Source organism: Alphaproteobacteria bacterium (assembly GCA_002869105.1).
Classification (GTDB): Bacteria; Pseudomonadota; Alphaproteobacteria; order UBA7879; family UBA7879; genus UBA7879.
Genome location: PKTP01000003.1, coordinates 1 through 24406 on the forward strand (window position 1 = coordinate 1; position 24406 = coordinate 24406).

Annotated in this window: 25 protein-coding genes and 1 pseudogene; 16 read left to right on the top strand and 10 right to left on the bottom strand. The window is 41.6% G+C overall.

All coding sequences use genetic code 11. The features are described 5' to 3' along the window. The 3 genes from C0582_00855 to C0582_00865 form a co-directional block, all read left to right on the top strand. A partial coding sequence (locus C0582_00855; protein ID PLX30091.1) for a hypothetical protein occupies window positions 1-729 on the top strand: 729 nt, incomplete at its 5' end. Next, a complete protein-coding gene (locus C0582_00860; GenBank protein PLX30092.1) occupies window positions 726-1199 on the top strand; it encodes a hypothetical protein in 474 nt (157 codons plus the stop codon). The genes C0582_00855 and C0582_00860, both read left to right, overlap by 4 nt. Further along, complete coding sequence (locus C0582_00865; protein PLX30093.1) at window positions 1199-1708, top strand: hypothetical protein; 510 nt, start codon at window positions 1199-1201, stop codon at window positions 1706-1708. The genes C0582_00860 and C0582_00865 overlap by 1 nt, the downstream gene beginning before the upstream one ends. A gap of 229 nt (window positions 1709-1937) precedes the next feature. Here C0582_00865 and C0582_00870 read toward each other — a convergent pair whose 3' ends face one another. Next, window positions 1938-2198, bottom strand: coding sequence for a hypothetical protein (locus C0582_00870; protein ID PLX30094.1), 261 nt, complete (start codon window positions 2196-2198; stop codon window positions 1938-1940). Between the two features lie 92 nt (window positions 2199-2290). Here C0582_00870 and C0582_00875 point away from each other — a divergent pair, with 92 nt between their 5' ends. After that, window positions 2291-2725 carry a hypothetical protein gene (locus C0582_00875; GenBank protein PLX30095.1) on the top strand — a complete coding sequence of 145 codons (435 nt, stop codon included), beginning with the start codon at window positions 2291-2293 and terminating at the stop codon, window positions 2723-2725. 106 nt (window positions 2726-2831) lie between these two features. Here the strand turns inward: C0582_00875 and C0582_00880 are convergent, their stop codons facing one another. After that, window positions 2832-3674, bottom strand: a complete 843-nt coding sequence (locus C0582_00880) for a hypothetical protein (GenBank protein ID PLX30096.1) — start codon at window positions 3672-3674, stop codon at window positions 2832-2834. Window positions 3675-3782: 108 nt separating this feature from the next. Between C0582_00880 and C0582_00885 the strand changes: the two genes are divergently transcribed. The 3 genes from C0582_00885 to C0582_00895 all read left to right on the top strand — a co-directional run bounded on the left by C0582_00885 (window position 3783) and on the right by C0582_00895 (window position 7727). Next, window positions 3783-4640, top strand: a complete 858-nt coding sequence (locus C0582_00885) for a hypothetical protein (GenBank protein ID PLX30097.1) — start codon at window positions 3783-3785, stop codon at window positions 4638-4640. Next, entirely contained in the window at window positions 4624-6414 is a 1791-nt protein-coding gene (locus C0582_00890; protein ID PLX30098.1) for a hypothetical protein, read from the top strand. The genes C0582_00885 and C0582_00890 overlap by 17 nt, the downstream gene beginning before the upstream one ends. Window positions 6415-6482: 68 nt before the next feature. After that, window positions 6483-7727 carry a hypothetical protein gene (locus C0582_00895; protein PLX30099.1) on the top strand — a complete coding sequence of 415 codons (1245 nt, stop codon included), beginning with the start codon at window positions 6483-6485 and terminating at the stop codon, window positions 7725-7727. A gap of 51 nt (window positions 7728-7778) precedes the next feature. On the opposite strand, the gene C0582_00900 is transcribed toward C0582_00895, so the two are convergent. From C0582_00900 to mdh, 4 genes and pseudogenes are all read right to left on the bottom strand, one after another. After that, window positions 7779-8513 carry a hypothetical protein gene (locus C0582_00900; GenBank protein PLX30100.1) on the bottom strand — a complete coding sequence of 245 codons (735 nt, stop codon included), beginning with the start codon at window positions 8511-8513 and terminating at the stop codon, window positions 7779-7781. Continuing rightward, window positions 8510-9380, bottom strand: a pseudogene (locus C0582_00905) (succinate--CoA ligase subunit alpha). Before C0582_00905 ends, C0582_00900 begins: the two are co-directional and overlap by 4 nt. After that, on the bottom strand, window positions 9380-10552 hold the full coding sequence (locus tag C0582_00910) for an ADP-forming succinate--CoA ligase subunit beta (protein ID PLX30101.1): 1173 nt from the start codon (window positions 10550-10552) through the stop codon (window positions 9380-9382). The pseudogene C0582_00905 and the gene C0582_00910 overlap by 1 nt, the downstream one beginning before the upstream one ends. Before the next feature lie 6 nt (window positions 10553-10558). Further along, complete coding sequence (mdh, locus tag C0582_00915; protein ID PLX30281.1) at window positions 10559-11509, bottom strand: malate dehydrogenase; 951 nt, start codon at window positions 11507-11509, stop codon at window positions 10559-10561. Window positions 11510-11669: 160 nt separating this feature from the next. Here mdh and C0582_00920 point away from each other — a divergent pair, with 160 nt between their 5' ends. Next, window positions 11670-12872 (top strand): hypothetical protein, encoded by a 1203-nt coding sequence (locus C0582_00920; GenBank protein PLX30102.1) that lies wholly within the window; start codon window positions 11670-11672, stop codon window positions 12870-12872. 304 nt (window positions 12873-13176) lie between these two features. After that, a complete protein-coding gene (locus tag C0582_00925; protein PLX30103.1) occupies window positions 13177-14958 on the top strand; it encodes an ABC transporter ATP-binding protein in 1782 nt (593 codons plus the stop codon). 171 nt (window positions 14959-15129) lie between these two features. Here C0582_00925 and C0582_00930 read toward each other — a convergent pair whose 3' ends face one another. Next, window positions 15130-15696: a hypothetical protein gene (locus C0582_00930; GenBank protein ID PLX30104.1), complete on the bottom strand. Its 567-nt coding sequence runs from the start codon at window positions 15694-15696 to the stop codon at window positions 15130-15132. Window positions 15697-15824: 128 nt separating this feature from the next. Between C0582_00930 and C0582_00935 the strand changes: the two genes are divergently transcribed. The 3 genes from C0582_00935 to C0582_00945 all read left to right on the top strand — a co-directional run bounded on the left by C0582_00935 (window position 15825) and on the right by C0582_00945 (window position 17351). Then, window positions 15825-16286, top strand: a complete 462-nt coding sequence (locus C0582_00935; GenBank protein ID PLX30105.1) for a peptidase S24 — start codon at window positions 15825-15827, stop codon at window positions 16284-16286. Beyond that, window positions 16286-16711 (top strand): hypothetical protein, encoded by a 426-nt coding sequence (locus C0582_00940; protein ID PLX30106.1) that lies wholly within the window; start codon window positions 16286-16288, stop codon window positions 16709-16711. The genes C0582_00935 and C0582_00940 overlap by 1 nt, the downstream gene beginning before the upstream one ends. 127 nt (window positions 16712-16838) lie before the next feature. Then, window positions 16839-17351: a hypothetical protein gene (locus tag C0582_00945; protein PLX30107.1), complete on the top strand. Its 513-nt coding sequence runs from the start codon at window positions 16839-16841 to the stop codon at window positions 17349-17351. 356 nt (window positions 17352-17707) lie between these two features. On the opposite strand, the gene C0582_00950 is transcribed toward C0582_00945, so the two are convergent. Beyond that, window positions 17708-18679, bottom strand: coding sequence for an ABC transporter ATP-binding protein (locus C0582_00950; protein PLX30108.1), 972 nt, complete (start codon window positions 18677-18679; stop codon window positions 17708-17710). Beyond that, window positions 18672-20462, bottom strand: coding sequence for an oligoendopeptidase F (locus C0582_00955; GenBank protein PLX30109.1), 1791 nt, complete (start codon window positions 20460-20462; stop codon window positions 18672-18674). Before C0582_00955 ends, C0582_00950 begins: the two co-directional genes overlap by 8 nt. Window positions 20463-20559: 97 nt before the next feature. Here C0582_00955 and C0582_00960 point away from each other — a divergent pair, with 97 nt between their 5' ends. From C0582_00960 to C0582_00975, 4 genes are all read left to right on the top strand, one after another. Then, a complete protein-coding gene (locus tag C0582_00960) occupies window positions 20560-21021 on the top strand; it encodes a tRNA-specific adenosine deaminase (protein ID PLX30110.1) in 462 nt (153 codons plus the stop codon). Window positions 21022-21194: 173 nt separating this feature from the next. Further along, on the top strand, window positions 21195-21515 hold the full coding sequence (locus C0582_00965; GenBank protein PLX30111.1) for a hypothetical protein: 321 nt from the start codon (window positions 21195-21197) through the stop codon (window positions 21513-21515). 94 nt (window positions 21516-21609) lie between these two features. After that, window positions 21610-23283: a hypothetical protein gene (locus C0582_00970; GenBank protein PLX30112.1), complete on the top strand. Its 1674-nt coding sequence runs from the start codon at window positions 21610-21612 to the stop codon at window positions 23281-23283. Continuing rightward, a complete protein-coding gene (locus C0582_00975; GenBank protein PLX30113.1) occupies window positions 23280-23933 on the top strand; it encodes a hypothetical protein in 654 nt (217 codons plus the stop codon). Before C0582_00970 ends, C0582_00975 begins: the two co-directional genes overlap by 4 nt. On the opposite strand, the gene C0582_00980 is transcribed toward C0582_00975, so the two are convergent. Continuing rightward, window positions 23921-24283: a hypothetical protein gene (locus tag C0582_00980; GenBank protein ID PLX30114.1), complete on the bottom strand. Its 363-nt coding sequence runs from the start codon at window positions 24281-24283 to the stop codon at window positions 23921-23923. The genes C0582_00975 and C0582_00980 overlap by 13 nt on opposite strands. Window positions 24284-24406 lie beyond the last annotated feature (123 nt).

The following is a 24406-nucleotide window of genomic DNA, read 5'->3' on the forward strand; positions in this document are numbered from 1 at the left end:
GACTTAAAGCTTGATCGAGGTCGTTATCATGTAAGCTTTAACGAGCAAGGTCCAGAAAACTGGTATCGGTCTGTGGCGGACTCTATTATGGAAGGAGATATGCCATTAATTATTCAAGATGTTTCTGGCGCCAATCATTATTATCAATCAACGTCATTTACACAAACAAATACAACCACCATTAATATAACTTTTATCTCGCTCGACTCTTACGAAAAAAAGGAACTAGAAGCCCTAAGAAAGGATGAGTTGGAAAGAGAGGAAAAGTTAGAAGCCCTAAGAAAGGGTGAGTTGGAAAGAGAGAAAAAATTAGAAGTCCTAGGAAAGGATGAGTTGGAAAGAGAGAAAGAGTTGTTAGCAGGAGAAGATGAACTAGAAGCTCAAGGATTAGAAGAAACTCATGTTTCTAAGCTTCGACGCGGCATATTTGCCCAAGGTATTAATGCCACGGGAGAACTCATCAAATCTTGGAAAGATCAATACCAATTATACAGCCAGGAATATCCAGAGATAATGGCAGGGCTGGAACAAGGCGCTTCTTATGCAGCCTATGGTTTGCAACTTGTAGGAGAAGCTGGTTTGCTTACCGCAACATGCAATCCTTATGTTGCTGGCGCCACAGGCGGAACAGCTTGTGCTGCATCGGTTAGCTTTGTCACTGCCAATCACACCGGAGCAACGGGCTGGGCGGTGGATCAAGCGGTTGACGGCGCCCCTCTGGCCTCTTGAGTGAAAGCCCCGGCGTTGAACCGCGCTATGCTCGCAATACTGCTGGGGCTATGGTTGGTGGTGCCTGCATGATTGGCGGCGCCAAACTGGCTGGGCCCCTGCAAACACCTCTGCAGTCCAGACCCTTACAAAAAACCAAGTTGTATGATATCAATCAAACAAGTGCGATGCATGGTAATTCAAAGGCGTATGTCGGTGATACGCATGTCTATACCATTCGCGATACCGCAACAGGTCAAACCCATAAGGTTGGTGAAAGCATGCAAGGGCTCAATCGCCATGGCCTCTCGAAAAGAGCAAAAGCCCAGGCAGAAAAACTTTGGCGAGAAACCGGAGTGAGACATGAAACCCAAGTTCGCCAGACTTTTACCACCAAGGCCGAAGCCCGGACTTATGAAACGCAATTGATTGACCGGTATCGTAAGATGTATGGTGATAAAACTCTACCTGGCAACAAAGGAAATCGCTGATGCCTGTGAAAGACTATTTAAAACGCCGTCAAGGAATGACTGATCCGTTTGATCGACGCATTGGTATAATTGGTGTTGCGCTTGTTTTTGGAAGCTTAAAAAACAGTGGAAAATCCTGGGATGAAATTGATCCTATCCTTGATCATCTGTTGAGCAGTAATGATGTTTGGGCGCAAGCACCTTTTTTAAGTGTTTTAATTGTTTACCAATACGGCATTAAAAATAATTTAAAAGTAGATTTCAGAAAACCCAATAAAAAATATGGCGATTTAGGCGCAGATATCGAACTCGATATGCACATTCTTGAATGGGCCGATCAGAATAACTATGATTTATTGCGGGATATCTTTATGGTCGCTGCTCTGGAAGCATTGGTGCAGGTGTGTCAAAAATACAAATTAGATGATAAAATGCCTATTATCGAAGCCGAATTGGCTAAATACCACCCTATTCCAAACACCCTTACAGAAGCGCAAGAGTATGGTGAGAATGGTTTGTTGAGAGACTAACCCATGTGCGGATCGATTCGGATTTTTGCTTGCCTGGCAATAAAGGAAACCGCTGATGCCTGTTACAGGGTACTTCAAAAGACATCAAGGAATGAAAGATCTTTTTGATAGGAAAGGTTGGGTTTTCTGGCGTTGCTTTAGTATTCAAGAATATGCAAAAAAATGACGAAGTCTGGCAAGAAATCAAGACCATCCTGAACGCCTGATAGCGTTTAATAACCAGTTATGTCTATCTGAGGTGAGAAAGCCAATTGAGAAGAAGGGGATTTGACAGCAGCTCTTGACGGATAGCTGATTCAGATAAATTTTCAGATTCAATCATCCTATCGAGTTTTTGAGAAAATTCCTGTGCTGTGTCTTGGGTGCACGATGCAACAAGACTCAATAGTTTTTCTTGAACTTCGGTGTAGGTGTGTGGAATCATTGAATCTTTAACCATGTCAGATCCTGGAAATCTGTAGAGGTTTTGATGGATCGTGCTTAAATTCATAATAGTATCTTTTTCTGTTTATATATAGACAATTTTATATTTTTCAATATAACATATATTGTTTTTTTAAAATATGTATTATCATAAGTTCTATGATCGATATTATTTGTCATCACATTCAAAACCATTTAAAAGAAAATAATCTCTCAGCAACGCGCTTAGAAAAAGCAGCGCAGCTCAAGCCAGGAACGCTGCGCAATATCCTCTATCAAAATTCAACGAACCCAACGGCTGAAACTCTTGTCAAATTAGCCCGCGCCATGAACATGAGTATTGATGCGCTGGTCACGGGGAAATCTTCTTTTGTGATTGAGGGTGAGCTGACAATGGCACAGGTTGAACGCACCAATCTGTTGATGAGCATAACCGTCTTTTTGATCGAAAAAAGAAAAAAAGAGGCGCTAGACACGGGATTTTTTGATCAGCTGCAAATAATTTATGACTATTGTGTCAAATACCATAAAGGACAGTTTGACGAGGGGTTTGCCTTGCATACTGTTGAAAAACAGCAGTCGTCTGATACCTAAGAATTTGTGGGGGTTGTGCAGGGGGCGGCTCTTTCTGCCTTAAGGCGCGCTTTCCTTTCGTTCAGACACTTTATTTGACGCTATGCCTGCGACAATTTTTAATAGGTTATGCGCCAAAAACATATCCGGTGAGGGTGGTGAATGCGTTACCTTTATGAAGTTTTTTTAGAGGAAGGGCGGCTGGATCATGCGTTTTCAAATCAATCAAATCACCTGCCGGCATACAAACGAAAGAATCCCCTACGAGAATTCTTCTTTGACAGAGCTCGAGGGAATATTTCCTTGATTTTAGAAAGTTATGTTGCAGCTGCAGATGTTTTGGCGCTGGGGCGAATAAACGTTTTGTGGCGCCTTCTTTGGTTGTTGCCTTGTAAGCCCCGGTGAAATCAAGAGGGATGAGTTGAGTGATAGCGTGTTGGTTGCACAGTTTTAAAAGATCTTGGGCTTCTTTGGGAGTTGATCCCAGGCGAAAATGTGAGAGGAAAAAGCGATCAACCTCATCTTGAACAAGATTTTCTAAATTAAGCATGTGATGCGTATTATCTTTTTCGATGAATTTCCCAATTTCTTTTTGATTGAGCGCATTAATCCCAGCGCTGCTTTCCACTGTTCCTGTGAGTAAAACTTTAGATATATCAGCTGGTATGTTGTTGAGAAGGGCGGATCCGCTCTGGTTGTGAATTTGCTCATCGGCAATAACACAGGAGATAACTTCAGGATTCTTCTTTAGAAAGTTTGTGAGCCACTCCTGGAACGCGTCTTCGTTCAAGGGGGGATAGATTTCGGTGGCGGGAAGCTGAGCTAAGTACAGATTCAAAAAATCAAGAGCAGCATCGCAGGTGTTAAAAGATTTTAGTGTGATATTGAGAGGTAATAATTTGTGCCCGACCTCTTCTAAAAATGTTGTGTCATCATCAATTAAAACCACTGTTGTTGGAAAGTAAATCATCACAGTCCTTTGTTGAATCCTTTACTTAACTATACATTAAAGATAAAGGTTTCAACTAGAACTATCTTAATATTTTATGATATATTGTGAGTTAAAATAATAGGTGCCATGGCTTTTTTAGATACGTTTGTTCTGATTTCTTATTTCGTGCTGACCCTTGCTATCAGTCTTTGGTTTGGTTGGCGGACTAAAAATTTAAAGGATTACGCTGTTTCTAGCCAAGACTTTAGCGTTACCATGATTGTTGCAACTATCTTTGCGTCTTTTACGGGTGGCAACGCCATATTGGGCTGGACTGAAAAAATCTATTCTGTTGGTATGATTGCTGCAATCCCATCGCTAGGGTATGCGGTGTTTCGCTTTTTTCTCGCTGAAAAAGTTTGTCCCAAAATGGGTAAGTTTGATAAAGCCCTAACAGTCGGAAGCATTCTTCAACAAAATTTTGGGAAAGAAGGGCGTGTGATTGGGAGCGCGTTGGCCGTCCTTAATTGTACCGGAATCGTTGCAACCCAAATGGTGGCTTTGAGCGTTGTGATTCAATATTTCTTTAACATAGAAAGCCAAATCTCCTTGGTTTTTATCGCCCTTTTTACCATCACATATACCACCATGGGTGGCATTAGAGCCGTTGCCTTAACCGATCTTGTACAATTTTTGATTATCATTTTCTTTATCCCGCTCATTGCCGTGTATGCTTTGGATGCGGCTGGAGGACTCGAAATTGTTGTTCAGAAAAGTTTTATTACCAAAGAAGGATTTGATCATTCTGATGTTTTAAATCTAAGCCTTCTCTTTGTGCTTGCCTCCATTGGTAATTTTAGTCCAGTTATGGTGCATCGCTTGCTGTTGAGCCGGGATCTGAAAAAGCTGTCCGATTCGCTGAAGTTATCTGCGCTGATTGAAGTGCCAACTTCTTTTATTATTGCCATCGTAAGGGGGTGCTGCTTTTGTGATTCATTATTCTAATAATCCCAGCCAAGCTTCTTTGAGTTTAATCGAGACAATTCTGCCTGTTGGCTTGAAAGGTTTTGCTGTTGCGGGCATGTTTGCAGTGATCATGTCAACCATTGATTCCTTCATCAATACCGGCTCTATTTTGGTTGTTGAGGACCTCTATAAGCCGCTTATGAAAAAGGATGTGAAGGTGAATGAGGTGGTGCTGGCCAAATTTTCTGGGGCATTTATTGGTCTGTTGGGTCTTTTTATCTCAACCCAGTTTAAAAATATTTTTGATGATTTTATCTTTTCACAAGAGCTGTGGTTGCCCTTAACTTTGATTCCCATTTATGTGACGATTTTCGGGGTTAAAACGGAGAGAAAGGCATTTATTAAAAATGGATTGATCACGTTGACGGTTTTTTATGTCATTAAATTGACTTTTCACGTTTCTTTACCAGCAACCATTTTTGCACTCTGTGTAAGTTTCTTCCTGTTTTATAAACAGGTGCTTTTTCAAAAAATAACCCAAAATATTTATTGTTTCAAACGCGCTGAAATTTTTAAAAAAATAGCATTGCTTTGGCATGGAACCCGGCGTTTCTTTTACAAGGATTTAGACAGTCAGATTTTTCCTCTTTCAAACAGCAGTGAAGTGATCCAAGCCTATGGTATTTTATCTTTTTTTCTTAACTTTTTAGGGTTTTTTATATTTTTGGACACCACCACATCCATGAACGGTCTGCGCTTTGTGACAACAGTTATTTCTTTGACTTATATGCTCATCACCGTTTTTCAAACACGGGAAAAATATTTCTTCATGCATACGGCTAATATCTTATATTACTTTGCTGGCGTTTTTATTCCGTGGATTCTATATTTTTCCAATCCTCAGGAAGGAGCTTTGCTGATCCCAATGATGCTGACTTCCATTGCTTTATTAATGACTCCGCTGAAAGATCAGATGTTTTTCATGGGTGTTTTTGTTTTAGGACTTTGGATTTTTGGGCGCTTTGATTCCCTGGGTGTGTTTCAAAAACTCTTAATTAATATTGGTACAGTTTTACTTTGCGTTGCTATTTTTGGGTGTCTGATGAGACGGTTTATTGAAAGCAGAATCAGGCAGCTTTACTTAGTTTCAAAAAACATCGCCCATGAAATTAACACGCCGCTTGCCCTGATCAGTCTGTCAACGGGGGCTATCCAAAAAGAAATGGATGAGAAAAAAAACCATTCTATAGATCGCCATCTGGCTGTGACGCTGAAGGCCGTTCAACGCATTTCAAACTTTACCCGTCTTTCTCTGATGACAGCAAAAGATACGATGTTTAAGGCACCTTTAGAGAAAATCAATTTAAAGGCATGCGTTCTGGAGAGTGCCCAAGACTATCCTTTCAGCGCGGGGCAGCAGAAAATGATTAGCCTAGAGGAAACAAAAGGTTCTGCCCCCACTGTTTTGGCGAATGCCGATTTGGTTAGAGCCGTCATCACCAATCTGATCAAAAATGCCATTGAAGCGATGGGTGATATGGCGCCGGAACACCAAAAAATAACAGTGACTATTAAGGCGGATCTATTTTACCAAGAGGTTCTTTTAACGATACGGGACAATGGTGCTGGTATTGCTGCTGATAAACTGACAAAAATATTTGATCCTCTCTACTCCACAAAAGCTCATGGTACAGGGATTGGCCTTTCTTTTTGCAAAGGTGCCATGGAGTATATGAAGGGAAGTATTATATGTTCTTCCAAGGTTAAGAGCGGTACAGAATTTGTTTTAAGATTTCGGTATATTGCTGAATAGGGGGCTGCCTCCAAGAATTAAGTTTTAATTTGTCTAGAGATCAATTAGGTTAGGGCTGGGTTTTTACTATGAATACAACTGTTTTTATTATTTCTTTTACGTTGATGTTGGGTCTGAGCTTATGGATTGGCCGGAGTAAAAAAAATCAACTCTCAACCAATCAAGACTTCTATTTATCGGGTCGAAACTTGAAATTTTTCGGTTTGACGCTTTCCTTTTTGGCCACCCAACTGGGAGGTGGAGCCCTTATTGGGGCGGCCCAGGCAGCTTATCAGCATGGCTTCCACGCTTTTTTGTATGCTTTGGGCCTATCGCTGGGGCTGATTTTTTTATCCTTGGGTATTGGTGCACGGTTTCGTCAGCTTGATGTTCACACATTACCAGAGCTGTTTACAAAGTATTATCAATCCCCAGTTCTAAGGATCATCAGCGGCATTATTTCTATTGTTTCACTGTTCCTGATACTGGTGGCCATTGGTATTTCAGCGCGTAAGTTCTTTATCACGCTTGGCCTGGAATCAGAGCTTTGGTTTATGGTGTTTGCGTGTACCGGGATTTTGTACACAGTTATGGGCGGGCTATCAGCGGTGGTGCGGACAGATGTTCTGCAAGGAATTTTCATCGCAGTTGTTCTTGTGAGCTCTTTGTTTTTTCTTGATTTTAAGGCAGATCTGTCACTATGTATGAATGCTTCTTCTGAGGTTCAGAATTCAAATATACCTTGGACAGATTGGCTGCTGATGCCCATGTTGTTTGTGATTATTGGTCAGGATATGAGTCAGCGGTGTTTTGCTGCAACCAACCCGAAAATCGTTTCCAGAGCGACAATGAGTGCAGGGTTTTTGTTGCTTTTTTTATCCCTCATTCCCGTTATTTTGGGCCTTATGGCCCAGCAGACACTCTCGCAAAATGACCACAATCAGAGTATTTTAATGACTTATATGCTGATGGTTGGCACGCCGACGTTTAATGCTTTTTTTGCCCTGGCTATTTTGATGGCGATTCTGTCAACGATGGACTCGCTGGTGTGTTCGATTAGCTCAAACATTAACTATGATCTCTTTTTCTTCTTGAAGGGACCTGAAGATCGTGTTTGGCTGGCTCGGGCAATTACGTTGGCGGTAGGGATGAGCGCAATGATTTTGTCTATTCACCTAGATGGTATCATTGAGCTGATGATCTTGGCGTATAAGTTTTCGATCTATACGTTGTTTGTGCCCATTCTTTTAACCACTTTTTACACAGGGGCAAAGAAGTGGCATGTGTGTATGCTGATGTTGGTTGGCACACTTCTATTTGGAGCAAGTCTCTAGCTTTTTTTTGAGAGACTTTTCTGTGCTGCTTAAATCCTTTTAATCCACTTTTTACCAGTCAACTGGCGATCCAATGACCATTGCAGAGATAGAAGAATTGAATTGCGAAAAGGAAGGTGTGCTGAAATGTTTTAATTCTTCAAGAACCTCTTTTTGTGACAGATTTTTGGGATTAAAGTGATTTTGATGTGAGTGAGTCCACCAAACATCTGTTAAATAGGATTTTATAAAAATATTTTTCAAAGCAGATTTATATTTACTAAAATCTGCTTTAAGCTGATTAGAGTTGATTTTGATTTTAGTCTTATCATTGACGTGCAACTCTATGTAAACCTTATCAGCATTAAATTTACTAAAAAAAGAATGACGTAAGTTTTGAACTGTCAGTAATTGAGGCGATCCTTGATCTGGTGATAGCTGGGCATATAGGTGTAGATTCCCATGGTTTCTTGGCAGAGAGATCTTAACTTTGTAACCCGGTTCCCTTTGATCATAAACTCTTAAATTAAGGTGATCAACATTGAAGATAATCTCTTCCAGAGTTTGATCATCTTTTAAGTATATTGGCGTGTGGAGGGGTCTTTTCCCCACTCCTTCAGTGAGGAGCTTAAAATTTTCTTGCCTAAGCTTCATGGCGTTTTTTTTAGAAAGAAAATCATTTTGTACTGGCCCTAGAACTTGGGCAGATTTTTTGAGGACAAACATATAAAATGGATCATAAAAAATATAAAGAGCTGATAGGGCTAAAAATACGCTGATGATTATAATACCTAGTTTTTTTATCATTTCATAAACTCCATGACTGTTTTTCCAATGCTTGCAGGTGTCGGTGCTACATGAATGCCGGCTGATTTAAAGGCGGCGATTTTATCCTCTGCTTTGCCAGCTCCCCCTGAAACGATGGCACCAGCGTGACCCATGCGCCGACCTGGAGGGGCTGTGACACCGGCTATAAAGCCAACTGGCTTTGAGAACTTGCGCGCCTTAACGTACTCAGCGGCTTGTTCTTCCGCATCTCCCCCAATTTCACCGATCATAACGATGGCCTCTGTTTGATCATCATCATAGAAAAGTTGGAGGCAATCTTTAAATGAAAGACCATTGACGGGGTCACCACCAATCCCAATACAGGTGGACTGTCCAAGGCCAACTCTGGTTGTTTGGGCAACTGCTTCATAGGTGAGTGTGCCCGAGCGTGAAATAATCCCCACTTTACCCGGTTGGTGGATATATCACGGCATGATGCCGATTTTGCATTGGCCAGGGGTGATAATGCCAGGGCAAGTTAGGGCCAATTAATTTTGAGCAAGAGCCACGCATGGCGCGCTTAACGTGTACCATATCTAGAACTGGAATCCCCTCGGTGATACAGACAATCAACCCGATTTCAGCATCCAGCGCTTCTAAAATCGCATCAGCTGCATAGGGGGCCGGAACATAGATCATGGTGGCATTGGCGCCGGTTGCATGGACGGCTTGTTTAACGGTATCAAAGACGGGCCGATCTAAATGTTTTTGCCCCCCTTTGCCAGGTGTAACACCGCCAACAAGATTGGTGCCGTAGGCAAGCGCCTGTTCGGAATGAAACGTGCCATGTTTGCCGGTGAATCCTTGACAGATCAGGCGGGTGTTTTTATTAACTAAAACAGCCATTATTGCCCTCCTTTTTGAACGGCATGAACAATTTTTTGAGCCGCTTCGTCGAGTGAATGTGCAGTAAGAAGAGGCAAAGAAGAATCGTTCAGAATTTTTTTACCTTGTTCGACATTGGTGCCTTCTAGGCGTACGACCACAGGAACCGTTAAGTTAATTTTTGAGCCAACGGCAACAATGGCTTCTGCGATGATATCGCATTTCATGATCCCCCCAAAAATATTGACCAACACCCCTTCAACATCTGTATCCGCCAAAATAATTTTGAAAGCTTCATTGACAACATCAAACGTTGCCCCGCCGCCGACATCTAAAAAATTTGCCGGTGATCCACCATGATATTTGATGATATCCATGGTGGCCATCGCCAGTCCGGCGCCGTTCACCATACATCCAATGTTGCCGTCTAATTTGACATAACTGAGGCCGAATTCACTGGCTTTAACTTCTGCTGGATCTTCTTCTGTCAGATCGCGATATTTCATGATGTCAGGATGGCGATAAAGAGCATTATCATCAAAGCTCATTTTAGCATCAAGAGCAACAAGGTTGCCTTGCTTGTCAATAACCAGGGGATTGATTTCAAGAAGGCTGGCATCTTTTTCAACAAACAATCGATAGCAATTCGTAATGAACTCTTGGAGTGCTTTGTGGCCTTCTTTAGAAATACCCAAAACAGCAGCACATTTTAAAACATGAAATCCTTTGGGGCCGGTGAGGGGATCAATGGCAATTTTAACAACTTTTTCCGGTGTTTTTTTGGCAACTTCCTCAATGTCCATGCCCCCTTCAGAAGAGACAATGAGGGTAATACACTGACAGTCGCGATCAACCAACATACTGAAATAGAGTTCGCGGTCAATATCACATCCTTGCTCAATCATAAGGGTGCGAACAAGCTGTCCATCCGGACCGGTTTGGTGAGTGACCAGGGTCATGCCCAAGATGTTTCGGGCCTGTTCTTTAACGTCTTCAAGTGAGCGTACTACTTTTACGCCACAGCCTTGACCGCGACCACCGGCATGGATTTGGGCTTTCACCACCCACACGGGGCCACCCAATTCTTGGGCGATGGTTTCAACCTGACCTAAATCATCAACGATGCCATTTTTTAAAACAGGAACGTTATAGGTGTTGAGAAGTTCTTTGGCTTGGTATTCATGAATATTCATTGTCCCTCACGCGCATAAATTGGTGAGTGTTTGAACCAGATCGCGCACCGCTTGGGGGGACTGATTAAGCATAGTTTGTTCTTCTTGATTGAGGGAATATTCAATGATTTTTTCAACCCCACGGGCGCCAATGATAATAGGCACGCCGACGTATAAATCATTGATGCCATACTGACCCGTCAAGTGAGCAGCACACGGAAGCTGGCGCTTGAGATCAAGCAAATAAGATTCTGCCATTTGGATGGCTGAGGCTGCAGGCGCATAAAAGGCTGATCCTTTTTTTAACAGTTCAACAATTTCACCGCCTCCCTTACGGGTACGCTCAACGATTTCATCAAGCCTCCTTTTTGAAAGACGGCCTTCTGCAACCAAGTTTTCTAAAGTGATGCCCCCGACAAAAGAGTGTCGTAGGAGGGGAACCATGGTATCCCCATGACCGCCCAAAACAGTGGCAGAGACATTTTCGATGGACGTCGCCAACTCTTGTGCCAGGAATAGTCTGAAACGAGAACTGTCAAGGATGCCTGCCATCCCAACAACTTGATGAGCGGGGAGGCCACTGATTTGTTGAAAATGCCAAACCATGGCATCCAAAGGATTGGTTACAACAATTACAAACGCCTGGGGACAGTGTTGTTTAACTTCTGCAGCGATTTTACCAATAATGTCAGCGTTGGTCTTGAGCAAATCATCGCGGCTCATTCCTGGTTGGCGGGGGAGGCCGGCTGTGATGATTACAACGTCACAGCCATGCAGATCAGCCATATTATTGGAACCTGTGATGACGGGCTCAAAACCTTCTGCAGCACCCATCTGACAGAGATCCAAAGCTTTTCCTTGGGGCATTCCAGGCGCAATATCAATCAGAACAACATCGCCTAACTTTTTTTGAGCTGCCAAGAGAGCAATCGTTCCCCCAATATTACCAGCACCAACCAAACCAATTTTACGTGTCATCCTAACCATCCATTTAAATAAGAAGTTTATGATATCTTGAATCACGGGTGATGTCTATGCGGGCTCTTTTAATAATGAAAAAGATTTTTGGGCAAGCAAATAAAAAATTATTTTATAATTGAATTTATAAATATAAGCCCTATATCTACATGTAAATTATATGAGAGAGAAAATGATCACCCGTCTTATTTTTGCCGCCCTTCTTTGCACTCCATTTATGGTTTCATCATTGCCGCCGGAGTGGCCACAAGAATTTGGTGATCGGGACGCTATACATCGCCAATTAGGTGAAATTAATAAAAAATTGAACGATAGGTTTAGGGCCAAAATATCTATCAAGCGTTACACGGGCAAATATCAAGAAGACCGGTCTGAGGAAAACTTAAATGGTATCCTAGGTGCTGTTGGTGATCTCATTGAGCTTGATGACAAAAAGAAGCAGGTTTTATACAAGGAACTTAAAAAGAATTGGTTTTTCACAAAAGAATTGCTTTTGAATGGCATTGATCATGACTGTCGAGTTTATCAAGAGTTGATTCATAGCTGTCGTGGTGCACAAGAAGAAAATACTAGTCTTTCAGTCTATGGTTTTTTAGATTTATTGTTTCTTTCAAAAGAGTATTATTTAACTGAACAAGGGGATGTTGCAAAACGTAGCGTTGGTGCGGTGCCCCGGATTTGTCATGCTTTGCCAAACTATATAGAGACAGATCGAAAATTCTACCAAGAAATTTATTCATCATTGTGGGATTTTGTTGAGCAAGCGGCGCCTAAAAACATACAAGATCTTATGCGCACGAAGGCCAAAAAACTCCCTAAGTATGCTGCGCTTATTGCTGGAGATTTTGTGAAGCGGCATAAAGAACTTACTCCAGAGTTTGAGGCAATAGCTAAGGCTGATAGAGAAGCTGTTTTTGAGCCTGAAACACGCCATCGGCTTCTTCAACTTGAAGCGCCAAAGTTTGACAAAACACTTAAGCTATTAAAGATCTTGTATCAAAGTAGTGAAAAAGAACGAACTCCCCGTCAGGTGGTTTTTTCAACGTACATGGGGGATGTTATTGTTCTAAGAATGTTGCGTCCTTTTTATGATCAAATAAGATCCCATCAAGAAAATCAGGCCCGCGCAGAGAGAGCCGCAGCGCGTGAAGAAGCTGCGGCAGAAGTAGAGGGTGGCACTGCAGCTTCTTCTTCAGCGCACCCAGATGATAAAGGTTTCAGCTTATTGGCGTTTGCTGAGCAAGAAGGATTCTATCAAGGATCTGATGTTGTTTTTGGACCTAAAAAAGGGGATGGGCCAGCAGCTGAAGGAGTAGAAGAGGAGCTTTCGACAAGCGATTCGAGCGATGATGAGGAGTGGTAAGTCTTTTTGAATTAAAACTCTATCCTATCGTTACTAAAGAGCCCCAAAAGATTCATTGACTGGTCTGGCGGGGCTCTTTAGCATTTGGATATATAGGCAGAGGTATTTTATGAAAAGATTTTTTATGTTTTGATTTCTTAGCTGCTTTATACATCTTTTTTTAAGATAAAACTTGCGCCCTTAATTTACCTAAAGACACACCCTAAAAAACTTCCAGAATCATGAAGTTAACTGGTTTTTTAAAGAAAATTAACATTTATCCAGGAGAGTTTAAATGGTAGCCTAAAATAGGAAGGGGCCTAATATGCAGAAATTACCAAAAACACTTTTTCCATTCCTATGGCACTTCCTGCGCAGGTTTAAACCTACAGTAACTTTTTTTGTCTTACTCGCTGTTATGGCTGGATTTTGGGGCCCCTTTAATAGCATCTTAATTAAAAATATTATTAATCTTCTGCCGCAAATTCAAAATAAAGATATATCAGTTCTCTTGCTGCCTGCTAGCCTTATTGTTCTAAACTTTATAATATTTGATGTTTGTACCTGGCGAGCCATTACTTATATTCGCGGCAAGTTTGTTCCTATAATCATCACTCGAATGATAAGCAAGACAATGGATTATGTTCTTGGACAATCACATCAGTTTTTTCAAGATAATTTATCAGGAAAAATATCAAAACAGATTACTAATTTAGCAGATGGTAGCGAGCGGATCATTACCTCTATTGCCTCTAATTTTTTGAGAGGAATATCCCTTCTCCTGACAGCATTTGCAACGGCCTACTTTGTGAATCCAATATTTTGTCTGATATTAGTTACGTGGTTCATGTTTTTTGCAAGCGCAAGCATTCTAATGTCAAAAAAATTTGTCGCTCTATCTGATGCAACCGCTGCGGCAGAATCCGTGGTTGTTGGTGAATTAATTGATACAGTATCAAACCAAAGTAATATCAGGATTTTTTCTAAAAGAGCTTATGAAAACTTAAGAATGATACCCTTTTTAGATATCCAGCGGCAAACGTATCATAATACTTATTTTTATGCTTTTATTATGCACTCCATTCTGGGAGGGCTGATCGCCATAATGATGGCGTTTTCTGCTTATTTTTTGGCACTTCTGTATAGTCAAAACTTAGTAACTGTTGGTGATTTTGCGTTAATCTTTGGTCTGACGATGGAAACAGGCCATATGATGTGGTTTACAATGTCAGAGGTCGATGAATTTAATAAAGCAGTTGGAAAGTGCAAGCAAAGTTTGTTTTCCCTAATGACGCCTCTAGAAGTTCAAGACAAACCCAATGCAAAACAGCTTCACTGTCATAAAGGCCAAATTTCTTTTGCCAAGGTTAAGTTTCACTATAAAGGCACTCATCCCCTTTTCGAAAATAAATCCGTTGATATTAACCCTGGTCAAAAAGTAGGACTTGTTGGCTATTCTGGTAGTGGCAAAACTACTTTCGTCAACTTGGTATTACGCGTTTTTGATGTGACGGATGGTGCGATTCTCATTGATGGGCAGGATATCCGTGACGTTAGCCAAGATTCCTTGCATGAAAATATTGCGATGATCCCGCAAGACCCAAGTCTTTTTCACAGAAGTCTCATGGATAATATTCGGTATGGTCGGATTGATGCAACTGATGAAGAGGTCATAGAGGCTTCAAAAAAAGCGCATGCACATGAGTTTATTACAAGGCTACCCCAAGGTTATAAGATGCTGGCTGGTGAGCGTGGTGTGAAAGTTTCTGGGGGACAACGTCAACGTATCGCAATAGCAAGAGCAATACTTAAAAATGCACCCATACTTATCCTTGATGAAGCAACTTCACAATTGGATTCAGTGACCGAAGCTTTAATTCAAGATAGCCTTTTGGAATTAATACAAAATAAAACAACACTTATTATTGCTCACCGATTATCAACTTTACTTCACATGGACCGAATTCTGGTTTTTGATAAAGGTAAGATTGTTGAAGATGGTTCTCACGATGAGCTGCTGAAAAATGGAAAATTATATAACAAGCTTTGGGATGCTCAAGTAGGTGGACTTTTAGGCTATGGGATAAAAGCCAAGAGGCTGGCTTAAATTAACGCAGCCAATCGTTTGTGGATTGATTAAGGGATGCGCCCCCATTTGCGTAGAAGTTTCAACTGCCACCTAGAGCGCTATATTTAAGGCTAACCTTGCCATTCTTTTAGGCAGTTATAAAACTGTGCTCCGAAAAAAAGAACAGTAAAAGATCTCTTTGCGTTTTGATCAAAAGACCATGTTTGATAGTTTTAACAAAACATTAACCCCTTGCATTAGGCGCTTTTCCGCTTCTGCATTTGACAAGTTACCTTCATTATCAAACATATCATTCGCCTTGCTCAACGACACAGCATGAGGGCAAATAATAGCGCCCATGTGGGAAAGCTGAGACTTTAACGTCATGCAGGCTTGCAGCGCGCCATAAATAGAGGGTGACGCAGACCCTACCAGGGCCGGTTTGTTAATGATGGGCGCCATGGTATTTTTGGGAAAGTAAACAAAGTTAAAAACGGAATTGAGGAGATTTGAGAGAATGGGGGTGATCCCACCATTATACTCAGGTGTTGATATATAAAACCCATTTGCGCGTTCAAACTTTTCTCTTAATTCTAAAAGGTTTTTTGGGGGTTTTTGAGCGCTTTTATTTGACGGATCAAGCAACGGAAGATCATAAGCAGAGATATCGATAAATTCAGCTGGGGCATTCAGTTGGTGGCAAATCTTTTCAACATGCTGAGCAAGTTTTTTGTTCATTGAATCTTTATGAACGCCGCCTGATAAAATTAAGATCATTTTTCTCTCCTGAAACTTATTTTCTTAACTGACACAAATGATTGAAAATATAGGTAATTTTCAAAAACACATTGTTGAAAGTTTTGTGTCAGTTAGGGTAGATTAAATCCATAAGGAGCGATTTACAAATGATTATTAATTTTCCTCAAAAATCATCCGAGCCGAGTGTTGCAAAGGTTTATAAAGTTGATTCTGTTACGGACTATCCTCTGGTTCTTTATTCTTCACCGGTATATGCCGGATCACCGTCTATTTCAGAGGATTTTACCGAAGGCACACTTGATCTAAACAAACACCTTGTTAAAAACCCAAGTAAAACTTTTATTGTGCGCGTTAGTGGTGATTCCATGCGTGACGCCAATATTCACCCAGAAGACTTGCTGATTGTTGACTCATCTCTTCGGGCTGTGAATGGCAATATTATTGTTGCGGCAATCAACGGTGAATTGACTGTTAAAAGACTGTGCACCAACAACCAAACGATTTTCCTGATGCCTGAGAACTCTGGCTATGCTGGCATTGAAATTACCAAAGATATGAATTTTGTTATTTGGGGTGTGGTCACCAATGTTGTTCATAACGTTCAGTAATGAGAGTGCTGCTTAGATTTTTAACAGGGTTGATTTTATGCTCATCTTTCGATGGCTGGGGCATTAAAAACGCTGATACGACAGCCCTCTCAGCAGAATCTTCTGTGTGTTTAAACAGTCTTGTAATGGATCAAGATGTCCAAAAAGCGTGTCAGTTTCCAGGTCCGGCGTGTGAGGAAAAATTAAAAAGACTTCTGAAAGTGGATGTGCATTATACCAAAGCACTCTATTATCTAAACCAAGAAACATCGGGGTTTATGGCGCAAGAGCGTTTTGAAAGAGCCCATGACCGCGGCATCGCTGATATCCGTGAGGCTTCTACACTCAAAGACGATGAAGCTAGATTCAAAGCGGCCTTGGCTGCTCGCTCATCCTGGCTTGAAGGATTGAGGCGTGCCCGCTTCCGAGACAAACCTGTAAAATAGACTGCTTGTTGGGCAACTTCCAGATCTCATCTTGTGATGTGTTCCGCCTTTTTTTCAACTAGACCTTGAAAATACATTTTTTATACTTATATCAATGGTCATGAAAACGAATTCAAGGAGTAGCAACGTGGCTAAAGTCGTTCAATTAGATACCTTCATCATGACCTCAAAAAAAGAAAAAAGAATAACCCCAAAAAACACCTACGAGTTGACTCTGAACGATGTTAAAATTCAATTATTGAACTATTTCCCCGAAAAACTCGATCGAAGTAACATTCACGTATCACCCGTTAATTTAGCCTGTTCTCATGAATGCACCCTTTTGAAATTGTGCAAAATTGTTCTTGATAGCACCGCCTCTCAAAAACCCATGAAAATAGCTGAATTTCTTTATGAGGCGAAAGTTGAGGGATTGAGCCTTGCTAACTTTATCGATTGCATTAATAAAGACGATTTACTTTTAGCCTTTTTCAGCGTCGAAGCAGCACAAATGAACCAGATTGATAAATTGTTTCTGATCAATGTGTTGAAAACAAAGTTTCCGACTGAAGAAGCGGCGCTGCATTTGATGAAATGCTTTCTTTTTATTGCTGATCAAAAAGAGGGATTCCACAGCGCGGCTTTTGAAAGCAGAATCTAAAGAGTAGACCCTTTGACACCAATACCTAGAGTCTTTTGTTGGCGCGCAATCGAGCTTTGGGTTGCCGAATCGATAATGCTTTCAAAGAGTTGGTGCCAGTTCAGATGGGCTTTGAGATGCATAAAAACAGATCCAAGTCCAATGGCTGCTCGATCCATAAAAACAAATGTTTTTGGCGGTTTGACACCACCATGGCTTTGCAGGCGACGGGCAACTTCTTTTGCAATCTTTTGCCCTTTGAGGCTGCTGTAACTTTCTTCAATAGGCCGAACACGATCTTCTAGAAGGGGGCCATAAAGATAAGATGACCATAGATGAAGTGCGTCTATGATCTCTTGGTTTAAGTTTTCAAACCCTCACTCTCTATATGCTTCGCACTCCATTTCTTTATTTTCCGTCATCAAAGCACGATACAGCAGGATGCTACTGGTAATAAAGGATGGTTCAAAAACACGAACACAGCCAAAATCATAGAGAATAATAGCACCTTGCTTATCCACCTGATAATTACCCATGTGAGGGTCACCGTGCAATATTCCGGCTTTGTAGAAGGGGGTATACCACGCATGAAACAAGTTTTTGGCAATCTGATTCAAATCTTCTTTTTCTGATAGATTTTTCAGAGATCTACCTGAACGCCAGTCCATGGTCAGAAGTTTACTTGTTGATAGCACGCTGTGCACAGACGGGATCTGAACGGCGGAATCTTGACTGAAAAACGTTTTGAAAAGAGAGAGGTTTTTGGCTTCTTTTTGATAGTCTAATTCTTCGAGTAAGTGATCTTTAATTTCCTGAAAGATGTTGCTGTGATCTAGCCCAGGATTCCACTTTTGATACAATGAGAAAAAGAGTTTGAGTTGTTCAAGGTCTGCGCCAACAATGGCGGCCATATCTGGATATTGTAGTTTACAAGCCAACTCTTGCCCATTGAGGTGCGTGGCTTTATGGACTTGTCCCAGAGAAGCGGCAGAGACAGCAGTTTCATCGAAAGAAAGAAAGCTGTCTTGCCAATTTAACCCTAATTCTTGACGCATACGCCGGCGCACAAAAAGCTTATTCATTGGCGGGGCTTGTGACTGAAGCTTTAGTAATTTTTCAGTGTATTCTGGCGGCAGAAGGTCGGGGATCATTGCAACCAATTGGGCGATCTTAACTATGGGCCCCCGTAGTTGCCCGAAAAATTGGTAGAGGGCTTCTGCAAATGCTTGATCATGCGTTGACCCTTTAAAGGCTTTCCCCCAGGCATACTGGCCAGCAAGACCAGAAGCAGAGAGGCCTACATTTAGATATCGATTCAGACGTTTGTGAAACGAGTTGGATTCATCCATCTTTTTGAACAAGATCCTCAAACTGATCAATCAATTTACCAACCAAATCTAACCCTAATTGCCAGAAAGTTGGATCTTTAGGATTTAGGTTGAACGGGGCTAATAGCTCATCATATCTCTTCGATCCGCCCGCTTTGAGAAGGTCTAGATATTTCTCTTTAAAGTTAGGGTGACCTTGCTCGTAACAAGCGTAAAGAGCATTGACGAGACAATCCCCAAAGGAGTAGGCATAGACATAAAACGGGGTGTGATAGAAGTGTGAAACATAGCTCCAGTAGGGGCTGTATTCTGGATCATCCGTTTGAACAGCATCACCCAGAGAGTCTTTTTGGACGTGGTGCCAAATTTCTGCAAAGTCAGTGGGGGCAAGTTCTTGCTTTTTACGTAAATCGTGCACACGTTTCTCAAAGTCACAAAAGGCAATTTGACGAATGACTGTATTGAGCATGTCTTCGATTTTGCTTGCCAGTAATGATTTTTTCATATTGGCATCCGTTGATGATTGATACATGGACTTAAAGGTAAGCATTTCACCAAAAACGGAAGCGGTTTCAGCAACCGTAAGCGGTGTGTCCATCAAAAGAATGCCTTGGGATTCAGAGAGATATTGATGGACGCCATGACCAAGCTCATGGGCAAGTGTTGCGACATCCCGGACAGATCCTTTGAAATTAACCAATATAAATGGGTTTGAACCAGGCACTGTTTGCATGGAAAAGGCGCCGTTATCTTTTCCTGGTCTGAGGGCCGCATCAATCCACTTATTGTCATAGAATTTTTGAACAATCGTTGAAAGCTCTGGTGAGAAGGAATCATACGCTGTCCAAACAAGCTGGCATGCTTCCTCCCAACTGTAGGTTTTCTCAGCACCAAACTTCAGAGGCGCCGAGCGTTCCCAATAGGGCATTTGCTGATATCCAAGAATCTTGGCTTTGAGTTGATAATATCGATGGGATAAATTTTGATAGTTTTTTTGAACAGTGTTGATCAACGCATCAACCACGTCATCCTCAACTAAGTTGGCCAGATTGCGAGATTGAATGGGTTTGTTAAAGCCTCGCATTTCATCGATGACGGCTTTTTGCTTAACAATGGTGTTAAGGGCTAGGCAATTAACAGGAAGAATTTTTTTAATTTCCCTAGAAAAAGCCTGATTGGCTGCTTGTCGGGTTTCCCGTTCAGGCGCGCTAAAATCATGCATCACTTCTGAAATGGTGACATCTGTGCGATCAAGATAAGTGAACGTTAAGGTTGCAAGGGATTCGTTATGCAAACGTTCCCAATTTTCATTGGCGAAGGGATTGAGAAGATGAAGCAAGCGCTCTTGTTGTTCTGAAAGTTGGTAAGGCCGGAATGACCGTAAATCGTCAAACCATGGCTTAAGCGCTTTAAGCTTTGCTTCTTGTTCAAACATTCCTGCCAGGGTGTCATCTTCGATTTGATTGATTTCCAAAGAAAAGAAAACCATCTCTTGACTGATGTCGGTGATGGTTTCTTGAATTTTTTGATTGAGTCCTGACCTTTGGCTGTCTGTCATGCCTTGGCGGTAAATAAGTGTTCCGTAGCAGGATAGTTTTCGAATGAGAGCGACAATATCTTGATAAGCTTCAAGGCACGTCAGGAGAGAGCTGGATGATAAAGATGAAACTTTGCCACGATAGGCAGTTGTGAAGGTTTCAATGAGGGTGCGGGTTTGATTTAGATCAGCTTCTATTTGTGGATCTTCCATGGATTGGTACAGGCTTGATAGATTCCATTCTGGTAAAGAAGTCGGTTGCGCCATAGGTCCTCACTTGTTGTTGGGTTGATTGATGGTATATACTTATCATCATCGATTCTCTGGAGCCAGTGTTCAAGTGTGTATTAATATTAAAAACTTTATGAATCTTGCCATTGAACAAGCTATTCAAGCATCCAAAAAAGGAGAGGTCCCCATCGGGGCGGTGGTTTGCCTGGCATCTGGAGATGTGATCGGGGCAGGGCATAACGAAACCGAAACAACCAATGATCCGAGTGCCCATGCCGAAGTGGTGGCGCTAAGGCGCGCTTGCCAAAAATTTAGCAGGCCGCGCTTGGATGGCTGCTTGCTTTTCACAACCCTTGAACCATGTGCCATGTGTGCGGATATCATTGCTAAAACGCGCATTCAAACGGTTTATTTGGGGGCTTTAGATCCCAAGGGGGGCGCTTTGTTTCAAGGGCCAAAACTTTATACCCACCCAACATGCTTTCATAAACCTGAGGTGAATACAGACTATATTCTCCCTGAGTGTGGACAAATGCTTTCTGATTTCTTCAGGAAAAAACGTAAGAAAAAAGATGTTAATATCCCTTGCACATAGTAAGGTTAGATGGGCATCTTTATAGATGCTATATTCTTTATAAGTGAGGCGTTATCATGAAAATATTATTTATGCTATTGAGCTGATTCCCCCTAACTTCAATGGCAAAAAGTTTTCCACCCCAGGAGAGTTATGTGAAATGTCACCAACTTTGTACACAAAGCAAAATAGAAATGGCATGGGTTAACGGTACGGTTGAGCAGATAGATTGCAATCGACTAGCGCAGCCATTGAAGGATAAATGCGATATCATTAAGGAAGGGGTTGATGCGCAATATATAATCAATCTCAAAGACTTTTGTTCAACGCCTCAGCGTGCGCGGGAGGGCGCAAACAGGAGAGCGCACCATAATAGAATTAATGTTTGCCAATTAGAATGTTCAACCTTATGCCAAGCTTATTTTTTAACAAAGCCCTTTAATCAAGAATTTTTTCAAGCAAGTGTAAGAGGGGTTGACTTACCGCATTGGTCTAAAACAGCACATTTTGTTTAGGTAGACCAATAAGCACTCATGTGGTGCTTGAATTATTAAGGTCAAATTTGATGACCTTTCGGCTTTTTTAATTGTTTCAGTCGTCAAATTCTCTATGATCATACCTATGATCAATCATTCTTTTTCAACCCAAAAATTTCTTTTCTTTTTAACGCTTTTGTATGCGTGTTTGAGCATCAGTAAGTTCGTTTTACCAGCGACTGATCGCGATGAAGCGCGTTTTGCCCAGGCATCAAAACAAATGGTAGAAACGGGCGATTATTGGTCGATCAAATTCCTTGATCAACCACGTAATAAAAAACCTATTGGGATTTACTGGCTGCAAGCGGGGTGTGTGAAAGCAGCTCAATTCTTAGGTGTAAAAGATGCGCAGATCCGCATTAGTGTTTATCGCTTGCCGAATTTGATTGCTGGCTTTGGCATGTTACTGGCTCTGTTTTTTCTCTTCCGATCCGTGATTGGCCAGAAAGCAGCGGCGTTTGCCACAACATTTATGGCTGTAAGTTTGTTGACGGTGGTTGAATCACATTTGGCAAAGACAGATACCGTTTTGCTGGTGTTGATTGTGGTGCAGCAAGGCTTGTTGGCGCGGTGGTATCAGAATCAACTGCTCAAAAAAGCGACGCTCCCACGTGAACAGATTGCTATGTGGGGTGTCATGGCGTTTACGATTTTGATCAAAGGGCCCATTGCGCCGATGATTTTTATCTTGACCGTTTTGACATTGCGATATGCTTTTAAAGCGCCTATTAGCTTGAGGTCTTTGGCATGGTTCAAGGGATTCTTTATTTTACTATTGGTGAACCTCCCGTGGTTTCTAATGGTTCAATGGAAATCATCGGGGGCGTATGCCGCACATGCCATCGGCGTTGATTTTATCCCTAAACTTTTGAAAGGCCAAGAATCCCATGGATTCTATCCCGGTTATTACACGTTGATTTCCTTTATTTTACTGTGGCCGGAGAGCTTGATTGTTTTCAGAATTTTGCCCCGCTGGCGAATTTTAAGGCAGGATCCAAAGGCACAATTTATGCTGGCGTGGCTTCTCCCAAGTTGGGTGATGTTTGAATTGATTCCAACAAAACTTCCTCATTATGTACTGCCCTTATTCCCAGCTATCTGGTTATTAACAGCCTACGCCCTTGATCGATTTGAGTGGCCCAAGACCAAAAGCATTGGCGGGAAGCTTGTGTCAATTCTATATTTGATTTTAACGTTGGCCTTGTTCTGCTTTCTTCTCATTTTGACGTTTTATTCCCTATCGTTTTTTAAAGCATGCAATCTAACTTTAGGTCTGGTTTTATGTTTTGGGGGCGTTGTTTTATGGAAGCCTCACATGAATTTATCGATGCGATACCTGGCCAGTGTTGCTGGGTTTTATGTATTGGTCTTTACTTTTCTTTTACCCGGGCTTTCTTTTTTATGGTTGTCGGAGACAGTTTATCAAGCACGCTTGCGGTCAAAGACACTGGGGCAACCGTTGGTGGTTGTTGGATTTAACGAACCTAGCCTTTATTTCAGAAATGGAACAGATGTTAGAGTGGTTACGTCCTCGGCTGAGGCATTAACGATTGCTGAGGAACAAAAAGGACTTGCCCTTATCGCTTTTCAAGAAGGAGACCAAGATCAAGAATTTGGTCCTCTCTTTAACTTTAAACGTATGCAGTTTAGGGATGGTCACGTATTAGACTCGCTGCTAAAAAGCCTGAACTATTCGCGCAATAAGTGGCAAATACACTTTTTGGTTAACAAAGGTGTTGTCTGGTGACGCATTATAGGTTGGATCTATTTTCAGGGATTTTTTTCTTGAGTATCGGTTTACTTTTTATTGGTGCTAACCTTGACCTTGATGTGATGAAAGCAATCTTTTCTGGGCCAGCATATATTAAAGATAACTACGTTTTTTTTCGCTGGATTTCCCATTTTGGGGAAGCACAATATCTGGTGATTTTTTTGATCTTTGTTTGGGTGTGTGGATGGTTTCAGCCTCGTTATCATCTCAAATCAAAAGGGGCCATGTTCTGTCACGTGCATCAAAAAAGGGTTCAAGGATATTTTCTGTTATTTTTAGTTTCATCATCGCTGCTGCACTTGATTAAGTTTATCTGTGGTCGACCACGGCCTAGTTATCACACCATCGACGCTTTACCTGATTGGTATTGGTTTGGATTTGATGGTCGTTATGGATCGCTGCCTTCAGGGCATGCGATGGCATCGATGCTCTTGATGCTGTTCTTAATGAACCTATGGCCTAAAAGCCGCTCTGTTTTATGGATTTGGCCATTGGTTGTTGGCCTTTCGCGCGTTGCTTTGACCAAGCATTACCCTTCAGATGTTTTTTTTGGCTATGCACTGGCCTTGATCAGCTTTGCTCTTTTGAGGCAATATCAAATGAAAAATTCGGTTTATACCAAGTGAAATGAGAAAGCACTCATCGCTGTATAGCAACTATCGGCGGCAATCTCGTACATTTTGACACAAGCAATCGCATTTTCTTTATCTAGAGAATCCGGTGTTTTGCAGGATTTGTGCGCGTGGTTAAACACCGCTTTGCAAATATTCCACTGCTTGGAAAACATCCCCCGAATTTGCGGCATCGAGACAGCATTTGTCGGCCCTGCTGGCATTTGAGAATGAGGGTTTGTGACAGGGGCTTGGTTTTGTTGCATGTATTGATTGACTTGCTCAGGCGTTTGATCGGCATACATATTATAACTCTCGATATTTAGTGTAAGGCCCCAGACCAGAAGGATAGAAAGTAATCGCATTGAATCCTCAACTGTTTTTCTTTCTTAAGTTAAGCATACTTTTTTGCAGTTAACCATCATAATCATCTGGGTTTACACATTATAGCTAGCCAGGTTGCTTACAACCTGTTAAATTTAACTTAT

What these genes read in the sequence shown, in the direction of transcription:
- C0582_00870 (PLX30094.1), bottom strand. Translation starts at nt 2,198, where the DNA reads ATGAATTTAAGCACGATCCATCAAAACCTCTACAGATTTCCAGGATCT.
- C0582_00950 (PLX30108.1), bottom strand. Translation starts at nt 18,679, where the DNA reads ATGGATGAATCCAACTCGTTTCACAAACGTCTGAATCGATATCTAAAT.
- C0582_00940 (PLX30106.1), top strand. Translation starts at nt 16,286, where the DNA reads ATGAGAGTGCTGCTTAGATTTTTAACAGGGTTGATTTTATGCTCATCT.
- C0582_00930 (PLX30104.1), bottom strand. Translation starts at nt 15,696, where the DNA reads ATGATCTTAATTTTATCAGGCGGCGTTCATAAAGATTCAATGAACAAA.
- C0582_00920 (PLX30102.1), top strand. Translation starts at nt 11,670, where the DNA reads ATGAGAGAGAAAATGATCACCCGTCTTATTTTTGCCGCCCTTCTTTGC.
- mdh (PLX30281.1), bottom strand. Translation starts at nt 11,509, where the DNA reads ATGACACGTAAAATTGGTTTGGTTGGTGCTGGTAATATTGGGGGAACG.
- C0582_00925 (PLX30103.1), top strand. Translation starts at nt 13,177, where the DNA reads ATGCAGAAATTACCAAAAACACTTTTTCCATTCCTATGGCACTTCCTG.
- C0582_00885 (PLX30097.1), top strand. Translation starts at nt 3,783, where the DNA reads ATGGCTTTTTTAGATACGTTTGTTCTGATTTCTTATTTCGTGCTGACC.
- C0582_00865 (PLX30093.1), top strand. Translation starts at nt 1,199, where the DNA reads ATGCCTGTGAAAGACTATTTAAAACGCCGTCAAGGAATGACTGATCCG.
- C0582_00900 (PLX30100.1), bottom strand. Translation starts at nt 8,513, where the DNA reads ATGATAAAAAAACTAGGTATTATAATCATCAGCGTATTTTTAGCCCTA.
- C0582_00935 (PLX30105.1), top strand. Translation starts at nt 15,825, where the DNA reads ATGATTATTAATTTTCCTCAAAAATCATCCGAGCCGAGTGTTGCAAAG.
- C0582_00895 (PLX30099.1), top strand. Translation starts at nt 6,483, where the DNA reads ATGAATACAACTGTTTTTATTATTTCTTTTACGTTGATGTTGGGTCTG.
- C0582_00960 (PLX30110.1), top strand. Translation starts at nt 20,560, where the DNA reads ATGAATCTTGCCATTGAACAAGCTATTCAAGCATCCAAAAAAGGAGAG.
- C0582_00880 (PLX30096.1), bottom strand. Translation starts at nt 3,674, where the DNA reads ATGATTTACTTTCCAACAACAGTGGTTTTAATTGATGATGACACAACA.
- C0582_00910 (PLX30101.1), bottom strand. Translation starts at nt 10,552, where the DNA reads ATGAATATTCATGAATACCAAGCCAAAGAACTTCTCAACACCTATAAC.
- C0582_00980 (PLX30114.1), bottom strand. Translation starts at nt 24,283, where the DNA reads ATGCGATTACTTTCTATCCTTCTGGTCTGGGGCCTTACACTAAATATC.
- C0582_00875 (PLX30095.1), top strand. Translation starts at nt 2,291, where the DNA reads ATGATCGATATTATTTGTCATCACATTCAAAACCATTTAAAAGAAAAT.
- C0582_00970 (PLX30112.1), top strand. Translation starts at nt 21,610, where the DNA reads ATGATCATACCTATGATCAATCATTCTTTTTCAACCCAAAAATTTCTT.
- C0582_00965 (PLX30111.1), top strand. Translation starts at nt 21,195, where the DNA reads ATGGCATGGGTTAACGGTACGGTTGAGCAGATAGATTGCAATCGACTA.
- C0582_00955 (PLX30109.1), bottom strand. Translation starts at nt 20,462, where the DNA reads ATGGCGCAACCGACTTCTTTACCAGAATGGAATCTATCAAGCCTGTAC.